Here is a 23,624-nt window from a genome sequence, read left to right as displayed (position 1 = left end):
TTCGGGCCCGCGAGGGTCGCGTACCCTAAGGAAACGTGGCAGGCATCGATCCAGCAGAAGAGATCAACGAGCTCGCGGGCACCCTGCGGAGCATCCAGGACGTGCTCGACCTCGGCGCCATGCGCAAGCAGATCGAGGAGCTGGAGGGGCAGGTAGCCGCGCCCGACCTGTGGGATGACCCTGAGCAGGCCCAGAAGGTCACCAGCAAGCTCTCGCACATGCAGGGGGAGCTCAACCGCGTCGAGGGGCTGGTCCGCCGTCTCGACGACCTCAGCGTCCTCTACGAGCTGGCCGCCGAGGAGGGCGACGAGGACACCAGGGCGGAGGCCGACAAGGAGCTGGCCTCGCTCCGCTCCGACATCGGCGCGCTGGAGGTCCGCACCCTCCTGTCCGGCCCCTACGACGCGCGCGAGGCGCTTCTCACCATCAACTCGCAGGCCGGTGGCGTCGACGCCGCGGACTGGGCGGAGATGCTGCTGCGCATGTATCTGCGGTGGGCCGAGCGCAAGGGCTTCCCGACCGAGGTCTATGACACCTCCTACGCGGAAGAGGCCGGCATCAAGTCGGCCACCTTCACGATCAAGGCCCCCTACGCCTACGGCACGCTCCGTGGCGAGCACGGCACCCACCGTCTGGTCCGCATCAGCCCGTTCGACAACCAGGGCCGCCGCCAGACCTCGTTCGCCGGGGTCGACATCGTGCCGGTCGTCGAGCAGACCGACCACATCGACATCAACGAGGACGAGCTCCGCATCGACGTCTACCGCTCGTCGGGACCCGGCGGGCAGGGCGTCAACACGACCGACTCGGCGGTCCGCATCACTCACCTGCCGACCAACATCGTGGTCTCCTGCCAGAACGAGCGCTCGCAGCTCCAGAACCGCGCCTCGGCGATGAACGTGCTGCAGGCCAAGCTGCTGGAGCGCAAGCGGCAGGAGGAGGCTGAGCGCATGTCCGAGCTGCGGGGCGCCTCGACCACCTCATGGGGCACGCAGATCCGCAACTACGTGCTGCACCCCTACCAGATCGTGAAGGATCTACGCACGGGCACGGAGGCGGGCAACCCGACAGCCGTTCTCGACGGCGACATCGATGGCTTCATCGAGTCGGAGATCCGCTGGATGCGCAGGCAGGAATCAGAGCCCGCTTAGGTGCTTGAGCACCAGGGCCAGGAAGAGCAGCACGACCAGCAGTAGCAGGATAAGGGCGGGTGACAGCCCGGCGAAGCCGTGGTTGTGCATCCGCTCGCGGTTGGCTCGGCACAGGGGGCAGCGGCCCTCGATCACGGGGTGGGCGCACTGCGCGCATACGAGGTGTTGGCAACTCATGTCAGCCCCAAGTGTAGCCGCACAATCGTTTTGTTTCCGTTATGGACGTTCCATGCCAGTCTTCCCCCTAGACTGTGCTCTGGCCAATCGGAACGTCGATCATCAGTAAAGAAAGCCGTCCCCGATAGGCGTGTGGCGGGAAGTGGGCATGTGCCACCCTCGCTTCCGTCCTGACCCCTAGACTGGCATGCCGTGATGCTCTCGTGATCCATTTCGATAATGTCACCAAGGTCTACACGAACCAGAACCGGCCCGCTCTCGACCATGTCTCCGTTGACGTGGACAAGGGCGAGTTCGTGTTCCTCGTCGGTCCTTCGGGATCAGGCAAGTCCACCTTCCTGCGTCTGGTTCTGAAGGAGGAGCGGCCCAACTCCGGGGCGATTCACGTCGCCGGCAAGGATCTGGCCCGCCTGTCCAACTTCAAGGTGCCTCACCTGCGCCGCCGCATCGGCTGCGTGTTCCAGGACTTCAGGCTGCTCCCGAACAAGAACGTCTATGAGAACGTGGCGTTCGCGCTCGAGGTCATCGGTAAGCCACGGCGGTTCATCCGCAAGGTGGTGCCCGAGGTCATCGAGCTGGTCGGCCTGGAAGGCAAGGCCCACCGGATGCCCGACGAGCTGTCAGGCGGCGAGCAGCAGCGCGTCGCCATGGCCCGCGCCTTCGTCAACCGGCCCATGATCCTGCTGGCCGACGAGCCGACGGGCAACATCGACCCCGCGACGAGCATCGGCATCATGAAGGTGCTCGACCGGATCAACAGGACTGGCACTACGGTCGTCATGGCCACGCACGACGCGGCCATCGTCGACTCCATGCGCAAGCGTGTCGTGGAGCTGGAGGACGGCAAGATCGTCCGCGACCAGTCGCGTGGCGTGTACGGCCAGGCGTACTGACAGGGAGCAGTAGACAGAACATGCGGGCGAACTTCATCTTCTCCGAGGTCTGGATCGGCCTCCGTCGGAACCTCACGATGACGATCGCGGTGGTCATCACCGTGGCCGTCGGCATGGCGATGCTGGGCATCGGCCTGATGATCAACGCCCAGGTCACGATGATGCAGGGCTTCTGGTACGACAAGGTCGAGGTATCGGTCTTCTTGTGCGGCAAGAACACCCCGATGCCCAGTTGCAAGGGCAAGCCGATCAGCGCCCAGCAGACCAAGGATCTGCAGGGCGAGATCCAGGGCATGCCCGGCGTCGAACAGGTCCTCTACGAGAACCAGGCCACCGCCTACGCCAACTTCCAGAAGACCTATGCCGGCAACAAGCTGCTCGTCCAAGCGACGACGGTCGACGACATGCCCACGTCCTTCCGCGTCAAACTGAAGGACCCCAACAACTATCAACCGATAGTGCAGGCGCTCCAGGGCAAGGCCGGCGTGTCGCAGGTGACGAACCAGAAGGATCTGGTCAATCAGTTCTTCGGACTGCTCGACAAGCTGAGATCCGGCGCGCTGGCGGTGGCCATCGTCCTTGTGCTGGCCGCGGCGTTGCTCATCGGCAACACCGTGCGGCTGTCGGCCTTCAACCGCCGTCGAGAAACCGGGATCATGCGGCTGGTCGGGGCGTCCAACCTCTACATCCAGCTGCCCTTCGTCATGGAGGGCGTGATCTCCGGGCTGATGGGCGGGGTGATCGCCGCCGTGATGCTGATCGTCGCCAAGGTCTTCCTGTTCGAGGAGATCGCGCGTTATTTCGCGTTCGGCAGTCAGCTCGGCTGGGACTCGGTGGCCTCGGTGATCACGCTGACCATGGTGATCGGTGTGTTCATCTGTGTGCTGGCATCCTTCGTCACGCTCCGCCGCTACCTCAGGGTCTGACGAATCGCCGGTAAGGTCAGAGCATGCCACGTGAGACCGGGCGGAAGGTCGTCGCCCAGAACAAGCGTGCCCGGCACGACTACCACGTCGAGGACACCTTCGAGGCGGGGCTCGTGCTGCAGGGCACCGAGGTGAAGTCGTTGCGTGAGGGACGGGCGTCCCTCACCGACGGCTACGCCTCCATCGACGATGGCGAAGCGTGGTTGATGAACGTCCACATCCCCGAATACACCCAGGGGACGTGGACGAACCACGCCGCCCGTCGCAAGCGCAAGCTCCTGCTCCACCGCAAGGAGATCGACAAGCTCGCCGCCAAGACCAAGGAGGGCGGGCTGACGATCGTGCCGCTGTCGCTCTACTTCAAGGACGGCCGGGCCAAGATCGAGATCGGCATCGCCCGCGGCAAGAAGGACTGGGACAAGCGGCAGACGCTGGCGGAGCAGCAGGCCAAGCGCGAGATGGCCCGGGCAGTGCGGCAACGCAACCGATGAGCCGTCCCGTACGCCTGGGCCGCGTACGCCGCGGCCTGGCCGTGACCGTCACGCTGGCCGTCGCGAGCATGACGCTGACCGCCTGCTTCGAGGAGTCGTCCCCGCACGATGCCGTGCGGGACTTCCTGGTGGGCTGGCAGTCGGAGGACTACGACCTGGCCGCCGGCCGTACCGACGGTGACCGGGCGACCGTACGCAAGGCGCTCTCGGACGCGAAGGCGGAACTCGACGCGGCCTCGTTCCGATTCAAGATCAAAAGCATCAGCCGGGCCGGCGACCAGACACGGGCCGACTTCCGCGCCGAGGTCGATCTGGGGGAGAACAACCCCCTCTGGGGGTATGACGGCGTACTCCCGCTGCATCTGGTGGACGGCCAGTGGAGGGTGCGCTGGTCGCCTTCCGTGCTGCACCCGCAGCTGAAGGACGGCCAGCGGTTCGCCGTCTCCACCGACCCGAACCCCCGCCAGTCGGTCGTCGACCGCAACGGCACGCCGCTGCAGAGCCCCCAGTTCCTCTACGTGGTCCGGGTCATCCCGTCGCAGCTCGGTGACCAGGCGGAGGAGGTCGTCGAGCAGCTCTCGGCGATCACCGGGTTCGCCCAGGACCGGCTGCTGAGCCGCATCAGATCGTCGCCGCCGAAGCAGTTCGTCCAGCTCGCCAACTTCGGCTCCCAACGCTACCGCGATCTGAAGGACAAGCTCGCCAAGATCCCGCAGCTCAATATCCAGCAGCAGAAGCAGCCTGTCGCGCCCGACGACCCCAAGGACATCGTCGGCAAGGTGAGCGCGCTGACGCCGGAGACCGAGCAGAAACTCGGCGGTCCGCAGCGGGCGGGCGACTCCTACGGACAGAGCGGGCTCCAGCGGGCCTATCAGGACTACCTCACGGGATCCACGCAGACCCGGGTGATCATCCTCGACATCAAGACCGGCAACGAGGTCGCGCAGCTGAAGGACTGGCCCGGCCGCAAGAACGTACCCGTGCGCACCACGATCGACAGCGCCAAGCAGCGCGCCGCCGAAGCCGCCGTGAAGCAGGCGGAGACCAGCGCGCTGGTGGCGGTCGACCGGTCGACGGGCGAGATCCTGGCGGTGGGCACGAATGGCCTCAACCAGGAGAAGGACGCCTTGGCCGGCAAGTTCCCGGCCGGCACCGCCTTCTCGATCGTGGCCGCCGACGCGCTGATCAAGGCCGGGATGAAGACCAAGCAGAAGCTCGCCTGCCCGGCCGAGCGCACGGTGGGCGGCGCGCACTTCGTGACGGCGAGCCAGGTCGTCGGTGCCTCGCCGACGTTCAAGGACAACTTCGCCAAGGGCTGTGTCACCGCCTTGGCCTCGCTCGCCCGGCGCGTCGACGCCACGGCCCTGGCCAAGAGTGCCGAGGCGCTCGGCATCGGCAAGGACTGGCGGCTGCCGCTCAAGTCGTTCAGCGGCTCGCTGCCCGCGTCGTTCAGCGCCTCGCCGCCCACGCGGGTCGGCGATGCCGACAAGGCCAGGGCCATCGCGGGACAGAACGTCGAGGTCAGCCCGCTCAGCATGGCCCTCGTCGCGGGGGCGATCGCCTCGGGCACCTGGCACCCGCCGGTGCTGGTGACCGACCCCAAGACGCCCGGCCCCTCGACGGAGACGGTCTCGGTCAAGCCGCCGCAACCGGTCGCCGTCGACCCCAAGGTACGCACGGCGCTGACCGCCATGATGCTCGCCGGCGCCACCGGCTCGCCCGCCCAGGCCGGCCGCGGCCAGGTCTACGGCGTGACGGCCGCGGGCGATCAGGAGAAGCGGATGGGGTGGTTCGTGGGCTGGCAGGGCGAGGTGGCGATAGCCGTCCTGGCCAAGAACTACGATCCCGCGGCGATCGCGGGCGACTTCTTCTCCGGCCTGCGCGACGCCAAGTGATTTCTTGTCACTCTAGGCAACCCTTCGGGTGGCCGGCTGCGTCTTACTCAGTGACTGCCCCGCTCGGGGGGTTGCGGGTGCAGTCGCCGTGACGAGTCCAGGACTTCATCTCGGGGGAAGTCCTGCCGTCCGGACCGGCTCGACCCTGCCGGTCGGCCCCCGGAGACGCCTACGCGTTTCCGGGGGTTTCGGCGTGTGGGGAATCAAGTTGACGCCGCAGGTGTTGGGGGATGTAAGGTCTTGTTGCTCGGCTCTTCGGGGCCGTGTTGACAACTGCACATGGGGGTGACTGGCTTCGACTTCGACTTTGCAAGTCAGGTGAAGCGGGCCGAGGACTGCGGACATAACCTCGTTAACACTGTGACCGCAAACAACAAGTGCCAATTCTAAGAGCACTGTGGTCGGCCAGGGCAACCTGGCCCTCGCTGCCTAAGTAGCGTAGCCACTGTCAGCCCGGGAGTGCCTTCGGCCCGGGACCTGGCATCGCTAGAAGGCTCAACCGCTCAACCCGGCCACGGGGGAGAGCGGGAAATCAAACAGTGGCTGAGCCCGTCGGCGACACGCCTGCGTGATTGCCGGGGCTGAGAAAAGCACAGCAGGCTGCGCCCGGAGAAGCCCTGTCTTGGGGTTGAAGGACGCGGGTTCGATTCCCGCCACCTCCACTGTGATGATGCGGCGGCACCCGATGCGGGTGCCGCCGTTTCGCTTTCCCTGCACAAAGGACTTTTCGGCGGACGTGCCGCCGACTCCTCGCCTACATCGGGCGGTCGGTGCCCTTGGGGTTGCACGTGCCGCGTAGGGGCTGGGGAGCGGGATGCGAGCTCCACCAGCGCCCCACGTCAGCTTGCCCGTGATGTATCACCGGTGGTCGCGGATCACGTTCATCCACTGGCGTTATCGGCCGGAGCAGGTGCAGGCGTTGCTGCCGGCTCAGCTGACGGTCGAGACCTTCGACGGCGCGGCGTGGGTGGGACTCACGCCGTTTCTCATGCGAGGGGCCCGGGTTCCGGGCGTTCCCGCGTTGCCGTGGCTGTCCACGTTTCCGGAGACGAACCTGCGGACATACGTGCGCGATGCCCGGGGACGTACCGGCATCTGGTTCTTGTCGCTGGACGCCGGACGCCTGGCCGCCGCTCTCGGAGGGCATGGCGGTTACTGGCTGCCCTATTTCTGGTCTGACATGTCGGTCGCCACCAAGGACGGCCATACGCGGTACCGGTGCCGTCGGCGTCTGCCTGGGCCGGTCGGCGCGCGGTGCGACGCGGACGTGGAGATGGGCGTGCCGCTGGTGGAGCGTGAACGCGACGAGCTCGCGCACTTCCTGACCGCCAGGTTCCGGTTGTTCAGCCTCGTGGCCGGCCGGCTGGCCGCCGCGCAGGTGGAACATCCGCCATGGCCGCTGCACCACGCCCACCTGGAGGGCCTGGACCAAAATCTCATCCAGGCCGCGAGGCTGGCCGCTCCGGAGGGGCAGCCCGTTGTGCACGCCTCTCCGGGGGTGCCGGTACGGGTGGGAATGTGGAACTGGTGAATGCTTCATCGTCGCTTCTGGGGCATGAGGGGTGTCCAGACATCGATGAAGAAGGAGATCAGACCTGACTCAGAGCCGTGACGATCACGGAGCGTGTGTGGCGGGGCGTGCCGGGGCGCCGCCCTGGTCGAGTCCACATCCGGCAACCTCGGCGTCGCCCTGGCGTCGGCGGCCCGCGCGCTCGGGATCTCGTTCACCGCCGTGGTGGACCCCAGCCTGTCGCCCGTGCTGGCCGAACGGATGACCGGCCTGGGCGCCGAGCTGTCCGAGGTCAGCCGGCGCGACGCCCAGGGTGGCTACCTGTCGGCCCGCCTGGACCGGGTCGCCGCGCTGCTGGCCGCCGAGCCCGCCCTGGTCTGGACCGACCAGTACCACAACCCGGCCAACCCGCTGGCCCATTGCCAGGGCACCGGTCCGGAGCTGCACAAGCAGGCGCCCGGATCGATGGACGCGGTGTTCGTGGCCGTGTCCACCGGCGGCACCCTCGCCGGGCTCGGCCGGTACCTGCGCGGGCGGCAGCCGAAGGCGCGGGTGATCGCGGTGGACGTGCCGGGGTCCCGGGTGTTCGCCGACCCGGCGGGCACCCGGCTGCTGACCGGTATCGGGGCGTCGCGGCCGTCGGCGTTCCTGCGGCCGGGGGACTGGGATGACGTCGTCATCGTGGACGACGCCGATACCGTCTCCCACTGCCACACTCTGGCCGAAACGACCGGGATCAGGCTCGGCGGCTCCAGCGGGGCCGTACTCGCCGCCTGCGCCCGGTACCTGGCCGAACACCCGGAGATCACCTCCCCGGTCTGCGTCTGCCCCGACTCCGGCGGCAACTACACGCAGACGCTGTACGCGCCCAAGTGGCTGGCGGACCGCGCGGGTCTCCCGCTCGGTGAGGGCGACGCCGACGAGTTCGCCTACGTCGAGGTCGTGGTCGATCGCCTCGACGCCCAGCCTGGAGGGCAGTACCCCCGGGGTGTCCTCCACTGGTGCGGCGCTCATGAGTGCTCTTGGGGGAGGAATGCGGCGGGCAGGTCGCGAGTCACCTCGACGCCGTGCCCTGGACGCGCTCGACCCGCCCAGCAGCCCGTCGGCGTTCCTGCGGCTCTGGACCAGGAAGGAGGCGGTGCTGAAAGCCCTGGGAGTCGGCCTCGACCACGCCCCCGACCAGGTGGATGTTGTCGGCACGGGAGAGCCGGTGCGTGTCTTGACCGAACAGGGGGAGGCGACGCTGCTGTCCCTCAACCCGCCCCGCGGATACCACGCCAGCCTGGCGGTGATCCGCGGCCCGGTGCCGATCGTCGAGCGCGACGGCACAGGCCTGCTCGCTAGCGGAATCCAGAAGGAGCACCTCTTGTGATCATCGTAGGTGGCGGGATCGGCCTGCCGGTGTGACCCCGGGGGTCGTCCGCGAACTGGTAGGCGCGGGCCGGGACATCGAGCGTGAGCGATCACGACAAGGCGTCCCGGTCCACCGCGCGGCGTTGCCGGTGGTGGACGGCGAGCCGACCGGGCGCGGTGCATGCCATGGGCAAAGGCGCAGGCGACCCACGGCTCGACGCCTGAGGGCAATTGACGCCTCAGGTCAACTCTCTCGTTTACTCAGCTGTTCCTGATCATGCGGTCGCCGCCGAGGGCGAGCAGGCAGAACATGTCGAACTGATGAAGGTCGGCCTTCTTGAAGTTGCCATGGGCATACCAGCGGCCGATGGCTTGCTGATGCTCCACGGGCCCACTCCTGGCCGCGCGCCTCGCGCCATGCTGTACGAGCTCATGGAAGAGCGCATAGTAGGCCGTTGATGTAGCACGCCTCAGGTAGGCAGTCCGAGGACGGCCGCGCCCAGCGGTACGGCCTGCGAGGGTGTCGGCTAGATGGAGGTAGTCGTCTGCCTTGAAGTCTCGCCTCACGGCCAGTCCTGCTGATCCCTAATCAGGGCCTGGTCAATAACGCCTGTGTTGTTGTCTTCCAGTGGCTCGTCGACGTCTTCCCGGGCTTGGAATTCTTCAGGGGTGAACAGCTTGACGTAGACGTGCTCATCGATCTGGCGTTGAGCGACAAGCTTGTTCACCTCCCTACGCAACGCATGGGTGAATTCGGCCGGCCACCCGTTCTCGTCGGGCGTGTCCATAATGATCACAGCTCGGAGTGCTGCCTCGCCATCGGCATCGAGGTACGGCTCAACCGAAGCCTTCTGGATGTGCGGCGCGTCTGGAATTCGCATGTTGCGGATCGCCATGGCCAGTTCGTTCAAGACTTCGCCCTGCCGCTTCATGCTCATGATGACCATCTTCGCACTTCCCGACTTCGACCAGAGGGCAGGCGAGAGTGCATCACCAGAGGATCCTGTTCCGACCGAGCATCTTCTTCGTGGTCAAGCCGACACCCAGCGTAGCGCCCCTGGCGGCCCAGGGACTGTAAAACCGTGGTGGTAGCGGCGTTCGTGAGTTCGCCCCGGCTGTCCTTGATGCGGACGACGCCGCCGCCGGTCAGAGCTTGAGTCGTCGGCAGACGAGGGCGGTTTGGGTTGTGTGCGAGCGCCCATGCTCCGATCAGTGCCTGCGAGGTGCCCATGCCGCTGGTGGGCGCGGCGCAGTAGCCCGCGTCGCCGACCAGCGTGACCCGGCCGTGGGACCAGCGGTCCAGGTGGACCTGACAGGAGGAACCGAAGTAGAAGTCGCCGGCCTCGCTCATCGCCTCCAGCAGCCGGGGCACTTCCCAGTCGTGCTCGGCGAAGGCGGCCCGCACGGCCTGTTCCTGCTCCTTGCGGTCGCGGCGGTCCAGCGTGGGGGAGGTGGTCCGCGGTGCAGGCCGAGCGATCACAGAGGTACGTGAACACCTCGCCAAAGGGCAACGCCAGGGACGAGAAGGGCTCGGCCGTGCGCCGCTCGCATTGCTGACCGGTCTGATGCTGCAGTGGCTGGTGGATCCGGACCACGCGCCCACCGGAGCAGATGTGATCACCGAGCTCCAATCACTCCGTCACCTGTGACGTCCGGACGCAGGCTTGCCACACCTCCGGCACAGGGGCGCTCGTGGTGATCGTGCTCCGCCACATTTACCGATGCGTTCATCGTTCGGATCGGGATCAGATGGCGCCGAGCGTGGCGATGAGTTCAGTGACCTGGTATGCGGTCGGGAAGTCCGGTGCCGGGTAGCGCAGCGTGCGGCCGTCTTCGAGTTCCATTCCCGGCACCAGCAGCGCGTGCTCGGTCATCCGCGGCCGATGTACCTGTACTTCCAACTGCACGGGGCCGTCGAAGCGCAGCGGACGGACGGCCCCGCGGCCGGCCAGCGCCTCAGGTATCGCCTGTTCGATCCTGTCGCATGCCTCGTCGGGATGCAGTAGCGCGGCGGCGCGAGCGCCCAGCGCCTGTTTGACCACCACTGAGCGGATGCCCGGGGCAACCTCTGCCGCCTCCGCCGCCACGGTGTCGTCGCCGCTCACCAGGACCGGCGGTACGCCGCTGTGCGCCGCGAGCGCGGTGTTCAAGCCGATCTCGCCAAGGGAGCGGCCATTACAGCGCACGTCGGCGATCACTCCGCCAGAGACGGTGTGAGCCATGACCGAGCGGGGCGTGCCCGCCTTGCCGTGATAGCCGATGAACAGCACCGCGTCGATACTGTCCGCCAGTCCGGCCATCATTCCGCCGGGCTTGGGCGCGCCACGCAGTAACTCGGCACGCCGGTCCAGCAGTTCGGGGAGAAGATTGCGGAACCGCGCGTGGGCCTCGGTGACCAGTACCTGGGCGCCTGCCTCGTAGGCGTGGACGCCACGGACGGCTGCGCTGGCCTCCGCCGTGAGCAGCTTGCGGTTGCGCTCGTATTCGCTGTGGCCGGGACTGACATCATCGCCATCGACCACTCCGGCGATTCCCTCCATGTCCACCGAGACAAGCACCCGCATCTCGATCACGCCTTTCCAGGTCGTTCGCACGTACGCCGGCGGCTGAAGCGCCATGGTATCGAGCGCTCTGCGGTCCCTCGCCGGTGCGGTCGGCCGGCATGTAGATCATGTCCGACGGGATCCCTGTCACCTGCCCGGTGTATCTCGTGGTACGTCGTGGTACAAGGGGGTACGGTTGAGCTATGGATGCTCCGAGGCCTCGACCGACCGAGGTGAGCGTGCGCCAGTTCGTCAACGACTCTGGCAGCGTCACGCGCGGCCTGCGCGAGGGAAAGCGGTACATACTGACGATCAACGGCGAGCCGCTGGCCGAAGTGAAGCCGATCAAGCGCCGCAGGTTCGTCCCTACAGCTGAGGCGCAGGCCGTGTTCGCCACCGCCCCGGCCATTGACTGGGGCGAGGTACGGGCTGATCTGGACACGATGATCGATGACGAGCTACGCGATCCGTTCGATGGGACCGGCCTGTGATCCGGCATGAGCGGGGCGTTCTCGACACCAACATCGTGGCCGCCTTCAAGCTCTTCGATCCCGCCGAACTGCCCGCGGAGTCGGCGATCACCGCCGTTACGCTCAGCGAACTGTCGCGTGGCCCGTACTCCACCGATGATCCGGTCAGGCACGCGGGAAGGGTCGCGGTGCTCCAGTATGCCGAAGCGGCATTTGGCGACCCACTGCCGTACGACGCCGACGCAGCCCGCGTGTTCGGGCAGATCTGTGCCGTCGTGTACGCGCAGGGCCGACAGCCACGAAGCCGGACCGCCGACTTGATGATCGCCGCGACAGCCGCCAGTAACGAACTGCCCTTGTTCACCGCGAACCCCAAGGACTTTGACGGCCTGGAACGGCTCGTGAGCGTGGTCGCCGTGACGCGACCTTGCGGCGCGACGGGTTAGCCTCAGGAGCGGCGAGCAGATGCGGCGCTCGCCGAACCGGCTCTGCGGTGACCCTTCAGCCCCGTCACCCGGCGAAGGCTTCGCGCAGGAACTCGACGATCTCCGCCCGCGCGGCCTTGGCCTGCGGCACCACGCCCGGCATGCTGAGGAACGCGTGCGTCGCTCCCGGATATTCGGTGAGCCGCGCGGGCGTCCCGGCCGCCCGCAGCCGTTCGGCGTAGCAGCGGCCGTGATCGGCCACCGGATCAATGGTCGGCACCACCACGAGCGCTGGGGCCAGCCCGCTCAGGTCGTCGGCGTACAGCGGTGACAACGCGCGAGGATCCGTTCCCTGCGGAACGGCGAGCTGCTGGAAGAACCGCATCTGCGTCAGGGTGAGGGCCGGGCTGTTGGCGTACTGGCGCATCGAGGCGTGGTCGAATCCCGCCGAGGTCAGGTCGACAGGGGAGTTGACCAGCACCTGCGCCCGCAGGGGCAGGCCGGACTCCCCGGCCCGGATCGCGGCCAGGGCGGTGACCATCGAGCCGGTGCTCTCACCGAAGACGGCGGTCCGTGCCGGGTCGATTCCCCACTGCGCGGCGTGCCGCACCACGTGCCGGAGTACGTCCCAGCCGTCGTCGACGGCCGCCGACAGCGGAGTGTCCGGGGCGAGGAGGCGATGCTCGACCGAGACGACGACTGCGGGCAGCTGGGCAGCGAGGTGGCTGTTCACCCAGTCGCTCTGCACGGCCGTACCCACGAACCCGCCTCCATGCACGTGGAGTACAAGTGGCAGGCCTTCGCCGCCGTGCCCGGGCGAGGGCCGGTACACCCGGACCCGGAGCCGGCGGTCGGGTAGCGCTACCTCTTGCCACTGGATCGTGGCGCCGCGGTCAGGGAACCCGGTGATCAGCCGCGCCAGACGGGAGGCCCGCTTGCGGTTCACCGTGTCGCGGAGGGCGACCAGTTCCTCGGCTGTCATCGCCAACCAGTCCGGCTCCTTCTGCAGGGCATGCATCAACCGGATGCCCAGCGGCGGCCGCTCCGTACCGGTGGCCTCGCTCATCTGTCCCCCTGGTTTCGCTACGGCAAGTATCGATACCGATGGTAGCGCAAAGGGATATCGTGTGAGCATGACCCGAACGACCACCTCCGCCCGGCCGCCCGGCCGCCCACGCGCCGGCCTCAACGACGTGGTCTTCGCCGCGACGCTGAGCACGGTGCACGAGCTCGGGTACGCGAGTGCCACCGTCGATCGCATCGCCGCCGCGGCCGGTGTCGCGAAGACGACGATCTATCGTCGCTGGCCGTCGAAGGGCGCGCTGATCGTGGACTGCCTGCTGGAGGCGTTCGGCCCGGTGCCGCTGGAGGGCGTCAGCCGGGCCGAGCTCATGTCCTCGGCCATCCACTGGATCGCGGCGAAGATCGGCGAGCCCGGGGTGGGCGACGCGTTCGCGGGCGTGTTCAGCGACGCCGTCAGTGATCCGGCCGTGCGCGAGATCCTGTCCGCGCGGTTGCAGGACCCGTACCGGCTCGCGCTCCAGGAAGCGCTCGGCGAGCCGGAGCACCGGGTCCTGTTCTTCGTCGACGTCGTCGTCGGAACCTTGCTCCACCGGATGGGCATGACCGGTGAGCCGATGGTCGACGCCGACGTGGCCGCATTGGCCGAGATGGTTCTGGCGCACTTCGCTGACGGTGCCGATCCGACCTAGGCCTGCTGTTTTAGTACTGCACCCACAGGTAGTAAAGGCCGGGAGCATTCCAGTTGGTCGGGATGACGGTTTCGCAGTAGTACTGGCGCCAGGTGTGGTTGGTCTGACCGTCGTAGCCGATCCCGGCGCATTGGTCGGGCCAGCCGTAGGTGCCCTGCTTGACATAGCCGGGTATCTCGGCCTGTGCGGGCGAAGCGAGGTTGAATGCGGTGAGACCCAGAAACCTGTTCCGGCGAACGGTGCATGACCGTTTTGTTGCTATCCGTTCTGTACGTTCGGTTTACGCCACGACTCGCCCCCGTACACGGACTCTGACGCGAGGAGGGACGCATGGCGCGGCTGGTATCGGTCAACGTCGGCCTTCCGCAGGACATCGCCTGGCAGGGCAAGACGGTGCGCACCGGCGTGTGGAAGTACGCCGTCACGGGCCCGCGGATGGTGCGCCGGCTCAACGTCGAGGGGGACGGTCAGGGGGATCTGGCCGGGCACGGCGGTGAGTATCGCGCCGTTCTGGTCTATCAGCTCGACTCCTACCGTCACTGGCAGGAGCACCTGGGTCGCGATGACTTCGCCTACGGGCAGTTCGGGGAGAACTTCACCGTCGACGGGCTGCCGGACGACGAGGTCTGCGTCGGAGACCGGTTCCAGGTGGGCGAGGCGCTGTTCGAGGTCACCCAGCCGCGTGTCACCTGCTACCGGGTGGGGTTGCGAATGGGCGAGCCCCAGATGGCCGCGTTGCTGGTGTCCCACCGGCGTCCGGGTTTCTACCTGAAGGTCCTCGTCGAGGGCCGGGTGGAGGCGGGGCAGGAGTTCGTCAAGGTCGCCTCCGGCCCCGAGGAGGTCACGGTCACCGATATCGACGCGCTGCTGTACCTGCCGGGCCACTCCCGTCGGCAGCTCGCGCGGGCGCTGCGCATTCCCGCTCTCAGCCCCGGCTGGAGAACGTCGTTGCAGGCGCTGCTCGACCAGGACGGCGACGCCTCCGGCGCAGCTGGAGGCAACGCGGGGCTGGCCCCAGCCGTCTCTCCGCCGCCGGCCTGGCCGGGGTTCCGGCCGCTCCGGGTGAAGCGGATCGAGGCGGAGAGCGCCAGCGTGTTCTCCGTGACGCTGGCCGCCCTCGACGGCGACTCGCATCCTGCCGCCTCCGACGGCGACTCGCGTCCTGCCGCCTACGATGGCGACCCGCGTTCTGCCGCCTCCGACGGCGACCCGCGTGTTGGCGCCCCCGACGGCGATCCGCTTCCTGCCGCGCTGCCGGGCCAGTTCCTCACCGTTCGGGTGCCATCCGAGAGCGGCGGGCCGTCGCTGATCCGCAGTTACTCGCTGTCCGGCCCGCCGGGCGGCGCGGACTATCGCCTCAGCATCAAGCAGGAGTCGCACGGGGCGGCCAGCGGATACCTGCGTGCTCATCTGCGTACCGGAGACGTTCTCGAGTGCGCGGCCCCGCGAGGCGCCTTCACACTCGTGGCCGGTGACGGTCCCGTTGTCCTGATCTCGGCGGGGATCGGTGCCACCCCTGTCATGGCCATGTTGCACGCGCTCGCCGTCGAGCGATCCTCCCGTGAGGTGTGGTGGCTGTACGGCGCTCGCGACGGCACCGAGCACCCCTTCGCCGACGAGAGCCGTGACCTGCTCGGTCGGCTGGCGAACGCGCACCGGCACGTCTGCTACAGCCGTCCGGCCCCCGGCGACCGGCAGGGCGTCGACTACCAATCCAAAGGCCGGCTCTCTCTCGACCTGCTCTGCGGCCTCGGCCTGCCACGCGGCGCCGACACATACGTGTGCGGCCCACCCGCGCTCATGCGGGACCTTCCGGTCGCGCTCGCCGCCTCCGCCCTCGCTCCCTCCCATGTCCGTACGGAAATCTTCGGCGCCGGTCCGTCTCTGACGCCCGGCATCACCGGCGCCTCCGTGACTCCCGTGCACCAGCCCGCGGGTCCGCCGGGCGACGGGCCCGCGGTCTCCTTCGCGCGCAGCGGGCTGACGGTGAGCTGGAGCACCGCGTACACGAGCCTGCTGGAGCTCGCCGAAGCCTGCGACGTGCCCACCCGCTGGTCATGCCGCACTGGCGTCTGCCACAACTGCGAGAGCGGCCTGCTGGCCGGAAGCGTCGACTACTCGCCCGAGCCGCTCGACGCGCCCGCCGACGGCGACGCGCTCATCTGCTGCTCCCGGCCACGCGAGGACGTCATCCTGGACCTTTGACGCGCCGCTCCCCGGCCTTCGAGCGCACGCCTCAGGTGCCGCTTTTGGCCTCCAGCAGCAGGTCCAGGTGCTTCTGGACAATGGGCTTGGCGTCGGTGGCGAGCTGCTTCACCTCGGGGGAGGATCCCTTCCGCAGTTCCCTGGCGCCGTTGGCGAGACTCTGGCGGTGTCCGGCGATCTGCGCGGCCAGCCATGCCCGGTCGAATGCTTCGCCGCTCTTGCCGGCCACCTCTCCGAGCTGGCGGCGCTGGGCGGCACTCGGCTTGTCGGGCAGGTCCACCCCTGCCTGCTTGGCGACCCGGCTCACGTCGTCGTCCATTTTCGTGTGATCGCTGACCAGTCTGGCGCCCAGGTCCTTGACCGCCTGGCTGGCGCCCATGTCCTGAGCGGCCTGTCCGGCCTGGATCTCGGTCAGGTTGCCTTGGTGTGCCTGCCGGAGGAAGGTCCGGTCCTGTTCGTTCACGTCCAGGTGCGTGAGCGCGCCGGCGGCCACGGGAGGCATCACGGTAATCGCAAGGGCGAACATGATGGGAATGATCGCTTTGTGCATTGAATGTCCTTCTTTGGTCGGTTTGTCTGTTCCGACTTGGTGCCCTCCGCTGGCTCCAGATGAACTCATGTGTGATCAAAATGAACGCATGGGCCGCACCGAGTCGGCCGCCAAGCACCTGCTCTTGGTGAAGGGAACGAAGCGGCGGGGGTCTGGTCCTAGTCACTTGTCCGATACCGCGGGTGGGCCGGCGTCCCTAGCGTTCTGATCGTGAAACTCATGGAAGCCTTGGACTCCGCGGTTGAGTTGACGGCGGTCACGAAGCACTACGCGCACGGCGTCACCGCGCTCGACAACGTGACCGTCGGGTTCGGGCGTGGCACCTTCACCGCTGTGATGGGGCCGTCCGGATCGGGCAAGTCCACGTTGTTGCAGTGTGCGGCCGGCCTGGACAAGCCCACGTCGGGGCGGATCATGGTGGACGGCAGGGACCTGACCCAGCTGACGGAGCGGAAGCTGACCTTACTGCGCCGCGACCGCATCGGATTCGTGTTCCAGTCGTTCAACCTGCTGCCCTCCCTGACCGCGGAGCAGAACGTGGCGCTGCCGCTGAAGCTGGCGGGCCGCAGGGTGGACCGTGAGCTGGTACGGCAGAGCCTGGACGCGGTCGGTCTGGCGGAGCGGGCCGGGCACCGTCCCGCCGAGCTGTCCGGCGGCCAGCAGCAGCGCGTGGCCATCGCCAGGGCGCTGGTCGCCAGGCCCGCCGTGCTCTTCGGCGACGAGCCGACCGGCGCGCTGGACACCAACACCAGCCGGGACGTGCTGAGGCTGCTGCGCTCGCTGGTGGACCGGCATGCGCAGACGGTCGTGATGGTCACCCACGACCCGGCCGCGGCGGCGTACGCGGACCGGGTTCTGTTCCTCGCGGACGGCCGGATCTGCGGTCAGTTGCTCGACCCCACGGCCGAGGCCGTCTCGGGCCGCATGCTGATGCTGGAGGAGTCGTGCTGAACATCGCGTGGCACACCCTGCGCACTCGCCTGGTCTCCTTCGTCGGCACATTCCTCGCACTCGCGCTCGGCGCCGCCCTGATCGCCGCGATGGGTCAGGTGCTGGCCACCACTGTGGACTCTCCCGACCGCGCCCCGCAGCGTTACGCCGCCGTGCCGTACGTGGTCGTGCCCGACGAGCAGCTGCGCGTGGAGACCTGGCAGGGAGAGCAGAGCCGGCCGCTGGCGGAGAGACACGGCCTGACCGCCGAGCTGGCCGCCCGCTTTCCCGGCGCGGTCGTCGACCGGATCTTCCCCGCGCAGGTCGCGAGCGGCCAGGACGGGATGGGACAGAACAAGTTGGGCGGGGACGCGGTGGGTCGGCCCTGGTCGGCGTCCCGTACGGCGCCGCAGCGGCTGGTCGAAGGCCGGGCGCCGCGGACCGCGCGGGAAATCGTGGTGAGCGCGGGAGCCCGGGTGGGCGACAAGGTGAGCGTGATCACGCGGTCGGGGACGAAGCCGTACACCGTGGTGGGTGTGACGGACGGCCCGCCCACCGTGTTCTTCACCGACGATCAGGCCGCCAGGCTGTCTCCGCGCATCGACGCGCTCGCCCTGTGGACGAGGCCGAGCGGCGTACCCGTGCTCACCGGGCAGGAGCGGGCGCTGATGGACCCCAACCGCGAGGGCGATGAGCGGGCCCGCGACAACGCCAACACGATCGTCGGCATCGCCGCCGGATTCGCCGTGTTCATCGCCGTCTTCGTGGTGTCGTCGACGTTCGCGTTCGCGGTGGCGCAGCGGCGGCGCGAGTTCGCGCTGTTGCGGACGGTCGGCGCGACCCGCCGCCAGGTGCGGCGCATGGTGTACGGAGAGGCCGGATTCGTCGCCGTGGCCGCCTCCGCGCTGGGGGCGCTGGCCGGGCCGTACGCCGCGGGGCCGATTCTGGATTGGCTGGTCGGCCTCGGGATGGCGCCTGCCTGGCTGGTGCCGAGCAGGCAGACCTGGCCGGCAGTCACGGCCTTCGCCGTGAGCGTGGTGGTCGCGCTGGCCGGCGTGAGCGTCGCGGCCAGGCGGGCCGGTCGGGTGCACCCGGCGGAGGCCATGCGCGAGGCCGCGATCGAGCCTCGGGTGATGACCTGGGGGCGCCTGCTCGTCGGCGTGGGGCTGTTCACCACCGCGCTGATCAGCATGGCGATGAACGCGGTGAGCGATCCGCAGGGCGCGACCAACAACAAGTCGTTCATGCCGATCTTGATGCTGCTCGTGGCGGGCGTTGGACTGCTCGCCCCGATCGTCGTGCGACCGGTCGCCAGGCTGCTCGCCGTACCGCTGAGCCGCCTTCGTGGCGCGGGCGCCACCTTGGTGCCCGCCGCCGCGGCCACTTCCGTCAGGCAGACCGCGGCGACGGCGGCACCGGTCCTGGTGGCGGTGGGACTGGCGGCCGCGCTGCTCGGCGCGGCCGCGATGACCGACGCGGCCAAGACCGCGATGCAGGCGGCACCCGTACGGGCCGACTACCTGGTGCTCCCCGAAGGATCGGTAGGACTGGATCGGCAACTCGTCGAGCGCCTGCGGGCCATCCGCGAGGTGGAGATCGCGACCACGGCCCCGACCAGTATGTACACCCTTGAGGGAAAGACCGCGCTGATCCAGCGGCCTACCGAGGCCGTGGACCCGGCCCGGTTCGGGAGCATGCTCGACATCCCGGTGACCAAGGGCTCCCTGGCTCAGCTGAACGACCGGACCATCGCGGTCTCGGAGACGTGGGAACTCGAACTCGGCGAGAGCGCGAAGCTGTGGCGGGCCGACGGCAGCGAGATCTCGCTCAAGGTGGTCGCGCTGCTCGCCCCGAACGCGCCGTCCGACTCCTACGTCACCACAGCACACGCCTTCTCCGCGCCGGTGACCACGGCCTATGTGAAGCTGCGGCCAGGAGCCTCGGCGCGGGACGTGGAGTCCGCTCTGCGGCGGTCCACACAGGGGCACAACGCGCGGGCGCTCACCAAGGACGCCTGGGTGAGCGAGACGGGCGACCGGCGCGGCTCCGCCAGCCGCCTCGGGCTCCTGGTGGTGCTCGGCATCATCCTCGCCTACACCGCGATCTCGCTGGTCAACATCCTGCTGATGGCGGCTTCCGATCGGTCGGCGGAGCGGGCGTCGCTGCGACTGCTCGGCGCGACCCGCGCCCAGGTGGTGAGGTATGTCGCCGGTGAGGCGCTCCTGGTCGTGGCCATCGGCGTGCTGCTGGCCGCCGCCGTCGCGGCGATCAGCCTGGGCGGGCTCTGGAGCTCGCTGGTGCAGATCGCCGGGCCGATCGCGATCAGTGTGCCCTGGCCGGCGGTCGGCGCGGTGATCGCCGGATGCGTGGCGCTCGCGATCGCCGCCGCCGTGGCACCCGCGCTACGCCGCGCCTAGGTCCAGCCTGGCCAGCTCCACCCGGGAGGAGACGCCGAGCTTGGGGAAGGCCCGGTAAAGGTGGTAGCTGACGGTCTTGGGGCTGACGAAGAGCCTGGCGCCGATCTCCCGGTTCGTCAGGCCCGTCATGGCCAGCCGGACGATCTGCAGCTCCTGCGGCGAGAGGCCGGCCAGCTTGTCGAAGGCGGCGGGAGCGGCGATGATCTCCCCGGCGGCGCGGAGTTCGGCCGCGGCCCGCTCGGCCCACGGGGCGGCGCCGAGCCGCTGGAACGTCTCCAGCGCGGCACGCAGTTTGGTACGCGCGTCGCGCTTGCGCCGCTCGCGGCGGAGCCATTCGCCGTACACCAGTTCGGTCCTGGCCTGTTCCAAGGGCCGGCCGTGCGGCTTCAGCGCGGCGGAGAAAAGCTCGTCGCCCGGCTCGAGGAGCGCGCGGCAGCGGGCCAGCACCGCGTCGGCCCAGTCGAGCCGGGCCGCGCCGGCCCATTCCGCCAGCCGTTCGAGCGGCTCCTTCGCCCGGTCCGGCAGTCCCGCGCGGACGGCCGCCTCCACCTGGTCGGCAGCGAAATAGACGGCCTGGATCTGGTGGCGTACCGGCCCGGAGAGGGCGGACTCCAGCCGGTCCAGCGCCTGCGCGTGGCGGCCACGGCTCAGATCGAGCATCGCCTGGGCCCACTCCGACCAGGCCACGCCATTGGCGATGCCGGTCACGGTGAAATGCTCGGCACAGCGCGCGGCCAGCTCCGCGCACCTGGCGTCGTCGCCCTCGACGGCGGCGATCCAAGCCAGCATGCCCTCCAGGTAACCGGTCCGGTGCGGCTGGCCGAAGTCCCTGGCGATCCTCAGCCCCTCCGAGGCATCAGCCTTGGCGTCGGCGAACCGGCCGAGATAGACCGCGGACGCGGCCAGCGTCACGTGCGCGATCGGCAGCCAGCCGGTCATGCCGAGCGCACCGCACTCCTCGACCAGCGCCGCCGAGATCTCCCGCTGCGCCTCGAACTCGCCCACCAGCCCAGCCACGAACGCGCCGTTGACCCGCAGACCGTAGGAGCCGCGCTCGATACCGCGCGCGTCGAGCACCAGCGGGCGCATGCCGGGCAGCGCTCTGGCCGGACCGTGGCCGAGCGACTCGGCGGCCGCCTCGACCGCGTCCACGGCGGTGTCCAGACCGTCCTCCTGGCGCAGCGGCAGGCGGCGCAGCCGTACGGCGGCCTCCTCGACCCGCCGCGGGTCGCTGAGCTGCCAGGCGTTGCGTCCCGCGTCGATGAGCATGAGACCGGCGGCGACCGGGTCCAGCTCGGCGACCCGGCTCGCGCCGGAGAGCAGAATGTCGTGGGCGGTATGGACGGAGCCGCGTTCGAAGGCGACCCTGGCGCGGAGCCCGGCCAGCCTGGCGATGGAGCGCGGGTCTTCGACGAGGCGGGCAGCCCTTTCCGCCAGCGCCTGGGCCCGGTCGGGCAACCCCGCGTCCGCGGCGGCCACGGCCGCCTCCGTCAGCCGTCTGGCCAGCGATCCCGGGTCGGTGGTGAGTTCGGCGGCGCGTTCGAGCGCGGCCGCCGCCGCCGCGTGGCCGTGCCGTGTCCTGGCCCGTTCCGCGGCGCGTTCCAGCGCGATGGCCACCTGCTCGTCGGGCCTCAGAGCGACCGCGGCCAGGTGCCAGGCCCGCCTGTCGTCCTGGTCGTCCAGCACGTCGGCCAGCGCCCGGTGCACGACCAGCCGCTGGTCGAAGGCGGCCGAATGGACGGCGGCGGCCCGCATGAGCGGGTGCGCAAAAGTGAGGCCGCCGCCGTCGGCGAAGGTGAGGAAGCCGGCCCGCTCGGCCGTACCGAGTGACTCGGCGCCGATCCCGAGCCGTTCGGCCGCCCGGAGTACGGTGCCCAGGTCGCCGGTGTTCTCGACGGCGGCGAGCAGGATCATCAGCTGGGCTCCGTCCGGCAGTCGCGCGATGCGGGTCGCGTACGCCTCCTGGATTCGGCGTGGCAGCGGCATCGGGGTGAACGGGTCGCCGGTGCGCGGCAGCTCGATCAGCGCGAGTGGGTTGCCGGAGCTCTCGGTCAGGACCCGGCTTCTGAGGCCCTCCGCCAGGTGCGGGTCGCGTTCGGTCAGCAGCTCGGCCGCCGACTCCGCGTCGAGCGGGCCGAGCCGGCGCTCCGGCAGGCCCTGCGCGTTGAACCCGTCACGTGCGGCGAAGAGCAGGACGACTCCCTCGGCGTCGAGCCGCCTGGCCGCGAAGACCAGCGCGTCCGCGGAGGCCCGATCCAGCCAGTGCGCGTCGTCCACCAGGCAGAGCAGCGGGCCGTCCTCGGCGATCTCGGACAACAAGGACAGCGTCCCGAGTCCGATGAGGAAACGGTCCTCGCCCGCGGCCTCACCGAGGCCGAGCGCGCCTTTCAGCGCGAGCGCCTGTCGCTCGGGCAGCGCCTCCGCGCGAGCCAGCTCCGGCCGCAGTAACTGGTGCAGCGCCGCGAACGGGAGCTCGGCCTCGGTCTCCACCCCGACGCTGCGGAGCACCCGCAGATCGGTAGCCCGTTCGGCGACGCTTCTCAGCAGGGCGCTCTTGCCGATGCCCGGATCACCGTAGATCACGAGAGCGCCGCTGCGCCCCGCTCGCGCGTTCTCCAGCAGCCCGTCGACGACCGCCTGGTCCTCTTGTCTGCCCTTAAGCATGCGCGGTCAGCCCTGAGAGGTGATACCAAGTCACCGGAAAAGAGTACGGGCTGGCAAAAGCCGCTGTTGGCGCGTCCCAGTGGACTGGTCCGCCTCGGGTCCTCTCGCGGGTGGGGTCTTCCCTGGGACGAGCGGAGCCGGGAATCCGCTTACCGACAGTTCCCGATCAGTTGTACGGGTCGCGGCTTCGGCGCTCGTATTCGCGCTGTTCGTACTCGCGAGGACGCTCATACCCGCGCTGCTCGTGTCCCCGGTGCTCGTGTCCCCGAGGGTCCTGTCCGCGCTGGTCGTATCCGCGCTGCTCGTATCCTTGCGGCTCATACCCGCGGCCCTGCTCGTACGGATACGGCTCGGGATCCGGTACGCGCTCGAACTCCATGGCCGTGCGTCCGATCGAGGCCAGGAGCGAGAAGATGGCGATGCCGACGACCAGGTTGATGGCGGCCGTGGCGACCTGCCTGATGAGGTCCACGGAGTACATGAACGGCAGGATCGTGATGATCACGGTGAAGAGCCCGGCGATCCAGCCGAAGAACTTGGTGGGCTCCGGCGTCGACAGCATGAGGACATAGAGCAGGAGCGTCGCGAGGAGCGCGGCCGTGGCGGCCGAGATCGCGTATCCGGTGATCGCCGTGCTGCCGTAAGCGGAGTTCCCGTACGGAGTGAGCGCACGGATGCCCAGGAGCCGGTTGCTGATCATGGCTCCGACGACCACGATCAGTGCGGCCACCACGGCGGCGGCCACGCCGCCTCCCCACACTCGCGCCGGATTGACTCTCGGTCGGGCCGACCCCGAGTGGCGATGATGGCGGTCATGGGAGGGATATGACATGCGAATCACCTTTGTCGCGAATGCTGATCAAGCACTTACGGAACCATACACGCGCTGTCAAGAGCGGATGACGCGCCGTGCGCGCGGTGTGTCCCGTGGATCGCCTCGCCACGTTCTGGGTTCATCGGCCGCCCCTTATCCGATAGCGTCGTCGGCGCACTGCGCGCGATTCCCGGCTGACGGCAGGAGCGAAATCGGTGTCTGAGCCCTATCCCCGTGAAGGAACGCCCACCCCGCCCCGGCAGTCCACACGCTCCGTGCGACGGTGGGCCGTGGCGATGTCCGCCGCCTGGATCGTCGGCGTCCTGTTGATCGTCATGTACTACGTGGATCCCACTCTCCCGGTTCTCGGTGAATTCGGGAATTGGAATCTGTTGGTGGGGTTCGGGCTGCTCTTGCTGGGCGCGGTCTTCGGGGTGTTCCTGCTGGTGGCCCTGGTCTTGTCGGCACGCCGCCGCCCCTGAGCACTGGTCTTGTCGG

At 68.9% G+C, this 23,624-nt stretch carries 23 protein-coding genes, 1 other RNA gene and 1 pseudogene; 16 read left to right on the top strand and 9 right to left on the bottom strand.

Annotation, left to right across the window (positions count from 1 at the left end):
• The first annotated feature begins 35 nt into the window (after window positions 1–35).
• Window positions 36–1,151, top strand: coding sequence for a peptide chain release factor 2 (gene prfB / locus AB0H88_RS23670; RefSeq protein ID WP_357647779.1), 1,116 nt, complete (start codon window positions 36–38; stop codon window positions 1,149–1,151).
• Here prfB and AB0H88_RS23665 read toward each other — a convergent pair.
• Window positions 1,137–1,328: a hypothetical protein gene (locus tag AB0H88_RS23665; RefSeq protein ID WP_225295827.1), complete on the bottom strand. Its 192-nt coding sequence runs from the start codon at window positions 1,326–1,328 to the stop codon at window positions 1,137–1,139. The genes prfB and AB0H88_RS23665 overlap by 15 nt on opposite strands.
• A 203-nt stretch (window positions 1,329–1,531) precedes the next feature.
• Here AB0H88_RS23665 and ftsE point away from each other — a divergent pair, with 203 nt between their 5' ends.
• From ftsE to AB0H88_RS23625, 8 genes and pseudogenes are all read left to right on the top strand, one after another.
• The gene (ftsE, locus tag AB0H88_RS23660) at window positions 1,532–2,221 is read left to right on the top strand and encodes a cell division ATP-binding protein FtsE (protein WP_049564761.1); all 690 of its coding nucleotides are present in this window, start codon (window positions 1,532–1,534) and stop codon (window positions 2,219–2,221) included.
• Window positions 2,222–2,241: 20 nt separating this feature from the next.
• A complete protein-coding gene (gene ftsX / locus AB0H88_RS23655; RefSeq protein ID WP_357647777.1) occupies window positions 2,242–3,147 on the top strand; it encodes a permease-like cell division protein FtsX in 906 nt (301 codons plus the stop codon).
• A 23-nt stretch (window positions 3,148–3,170) separates the two neighbouring features.
• Window positions 3,171–3,638: an SsrA-binding protein SmpB gene (gene smpB / locus AB0H88_RS23650; RefSeq protein WP_357647774.1), complete on the top strand. Its 468-nt coding sequence runs from the start codon at window positions 3,171–3,173 to the stop codon at window positions 3,636–3,638.
• Window positions 3,635–5,533: a penicillin-binding transpeptidase domain-containing protein gene (locus AB0H88_RS23645; RefSeq protein ID WP_357647772.1), complete on the top strand. Its 1,899-nt coding sequence runs from the start codon at window positions 3,635–3,637 to the stop codon at window positions 5,531–5,533. The genes smpB and AB0H88_RS23645 overlap by 4 nt, the downstream gene beginning before the upstream one ends.
• A 281-nt stretch (window positions 5,534–5,814) precedes the next feature.
• Window positions 5,815–6,198, top strand: a transfer-messenger RNA (tmRNA) gene (gene ssrA, locus AB0H88_RS23640).
• Between the two features lie 188 nt (window positions 6,199–6,386).
• The gene (locus tag AB0H88_RS23635; protein ID WP_357647770.1) at window positions 6,387–7,064 is read left to right on the top strand and encodes a DUF2071 domain-containing protein; all 678 of its coding nucleotides are present in this window, start codon (window positions 6,387–6,389) and stop codon (window positions 7,062–7,064) included.
• A gap of 93 nt (window positions 7,065–7,157) precedes the next feature.
• Window positions 7,158–7,838: pseudogene (locus tag AB0H88_RS23630) on the top strand (pyridoxal-phosphate dependent enzyme); the annotation flags it as partial.
• A 217-nt stretch (window positions 7,839–8,055) separates the two neighbouring features.
• Window positions 8,056–8,415 carry a 4'-phosphopantetheinyl transferase superfamily protein gene (locus AB0H88_RS23625; RefSeq protein WP_357648034.1) on the top strand — a complete coding sequence of 120 codons (360 nt, stop codon included), beginning with the start codon at window positions 8,056–8,058 and terminating at the stop codon, window positions 8,413–8,415.
• Between the two features lie 242 nt (window positions 8,416–8,657).
• On the opposite strand, the gene AB0H88_RS23620 is transcribed toward AB0H88_RS23625, so the two are convergent.
• From AB0H88_RS23620 to AB0H88_RS23605, 4 genes are all read right to left on the bottom strand, one after another.
• The gene (locus AB0H88_RS23620; protein ID WP_357647768.1) at window positions 8,658–8,783 is read right to left on the bottom strand and encodes a hypothetical protein; all 126 of its coding nucleotides are present in this window, start codon (window positions 8,781–8,783) and stop codon (window positions 8,658–8,660) included.
• 176 nt (window positions 8,784–8,959) lie between these two features.
• Complete coding sequence (locus AB0H88_RS23615; RefSeq protein ID WP_357647766.1) at window positions 8,960–9,334, bottom strand: hypothetical protein; 375 nt, start codon at window positions 9,332–9,334, stop codon at window positions 8,960–8,962.
• Window positions 9,331–9,876: a hypothetical protein gene (locus AB0H88_RS23610; protein WP_357647764.1), complete on the bottom strand. Its 546-nt coding sequence runs from the start codon at window positions 9,874–9,876 to the stop codon at window positions 9,331–9,333. Before AB0H88_RS23610 ends, AB0H88_RS23615 begins: the two co-directional genes overlap by 4 nt.
• 265 nt (window positions 9,877–10,141) lie before the next feature.
• Window positions 10,142–11,014, bottom strand: coding sequence for a M55 family metallopeptidase (locus AB0H88_RS23605; RefSeq protein ID WP_357647762.1), 873 nt, complete (start codon window positions 11,012–11,014; stop codon window positions 10,142–10,144).
• A 128-nt stretch (window positions 11,015–11,142) separates the two neighbouring features.
• Between AB0H88_RS23605 and AB0H88_RS23600 the strand changes: the two genes are divergently transcribed.
• Both AB0H88_RS23600 and AB0H88_RS23595 read left to right on the top strand, forming a co-directional pair.
• A complete protein-coding gene (locus AB0H88_RS23600; protein ID WP_357647760.1) occupies window positions 11,143–11,430 on the top strand; it encodes a hypothetical protein in 288 nt (95 codons plus the stop codon).
• On the top strand, window positions 11,427–11,855 hold the full coding sequence (locus AB0H88_RS23595; protein ID WP_357647759.1) for a type II toxin-antitoxin system VapC family toxin: 429 nt from the start codon (window positions 11,427–11,429) through the stop codon (window positions 11,853–11,855). Before AB0H88_RS23600 ends, AB0H88_RS23595 begins: the two co-directional genes overlap by 4 nt.
• Before the next feature lie 64 nt (window positions 11,856–11,919).
• Here AB0H88_RS23595 and AB0H88_RS23590 read toward each other — a convergent pair whose 3' ends face one another.
• Window positions 11,920–12,900 carry an alpha/beta hydrolase gene (locus AB0H88_RS23590; protein WP_357647757.1) on the bottom strand — a complete coding sequence of 327 codons (981 nt, stop codon included), beginning with the start codon at window positions 12,898–12,900 and terminating at the stop codon, window positions 11,920–11,922.
• 67 nt (window positions 12,901–12,967) lie between these two features.
• Here AB0H88_RS23590 and AB0H88_RS23585 point away from each other — a divergent pair, with 67 nt between their 5' ends.
• Window positions 12,968–13,546, top strand: coding sequence for a TetR/AcrR family transcriptional regulator (locus AB0H88_RS23585; RefSeq protein ID WP_357647755.1), 579 nt, complete (start codon window positions 12,968–12,970; stop codon window positions 13,544–13,546).
• Window positions 13,547–13,876: 330 nt separating this feature from the next.
• The gene (locus AB0H88_RS23580) at window positions 13,877–15,751 is read left to right on the top strand and encodes an MOSC and FAD-binding oxidoreductase domain-containing protein (RefSeq protein WP_357647753.1); all 1,875 of its coding nucleotides are present in this window, start codon (window positions 13,877–13,879) and stop codon (window positions 15,749–15,751) included.
• A 31-nt stretch (window positions 15,752–15,782) separates the two neighbouring features.
• Here the strand turns inward: AB0H88_RS23580 and AB0H88_RS23575 are convergent, their stop codons facing one another.
• Window positions 15,783–16,277: a DUF4142 domain-containing protein gene (locus tag AB0H88_RS23575; RefSeq protein WP_357647751.1), complete on the bottom strand. Its 495-nt coding sequence runs from the start codon at window positions 16,275–16,277 to the stop codon at window positions 15,783–15,785.
• Window positions 16,278–16,520: 243 nt separating this feature from the next.
• Here AB0H88_RS23575 and AB0H88_RS23570 point away from each other — a divergent pair, with 243 nt between their 5' ends.
• Entirely contained in the window at window positions 16,521–17,252 is a 732-nt protein-coding gene (locus AB0H88_RS23570) for an ABC transporter ATP-binding protein (protein WP_357648032.1), read from the top strand.
• Entirely contained in the window at window positions 17,246–19,648 is a 2,403-nt protein-coding gene (locus AB0H88_RS23565) for an ABC transporter permease (RefSeq protein WP_357647749.1), read from the top strand. The genes AB0H88_RS23570 and AB0H88_RS23565 overlap by 7 nt, the downstream gene beginning before the upstream one ends.
• On the opposite strand, the gene AB0H88_RS23560 is transcribed toward AB0H88_RS23565, so the two are convergent.
• Together AB0H88_RS23560 and AB0H88_RS23555 are read right to left on the bottom strand one after the other, a co-directional pair.
• Entirely contained in the window at window positions 19,634–22,312 is a 2,679-nt protein-coding gene (locus AB0H88_RS23560) for an AAA family ATPase (protein WP_357647747.1), read from the bottom strand. The genes AB0H88_RS23565 and AB0H88_RS23560 overlap by 15 nt on opposite strands.
• A 166-nt stretch (window positions 22,313–22,478) precedes the next feature.
• Window positions 22,479–23,144: a DUF6069 family protein gene (locus AB0H88_RS23555; RefSeq protein WP_357647745.1), complete on the bottom strand. Its 666-nt coding sequence runs from the start codon at window positions 23,142–23,144 to the stop codon at window positions 22,479–22,481.
• Window positions 23,145–23,341: 197 nt separating this feature from the next.
• Between AB0H88_RS23555 and AB0H88_RS23550 the strand changes: the two genes are divergently transcribed.
• Window positions 23,342–23,608, top strand: coding sequence for a cell division protein CrgA (locus AB0H88_RS23550; RefSeq protein ID WP_357647743.1), 267 nt, complete (start codon window positions 23,342–23,344; stop codon window positions 23,606–23,608).
• The last annotated feature ends 16 nt before the right edge of the window (window positions 23,609–23,624 follow it).

The organism is Nonomuraea sp. NPDC050680 (genome assembly GCF_040654555.1).
Taxonomy (GTDB): Bacteria; Actinomycetota; Actinomycetes; order Streptosporangiales; family Streptosporangiaceae; genus Nonomuraea.
Note: the sequence above shows the minus strand (reverse complement) of the source record. Positions and strands in the feature narration are given on the sequence as shown.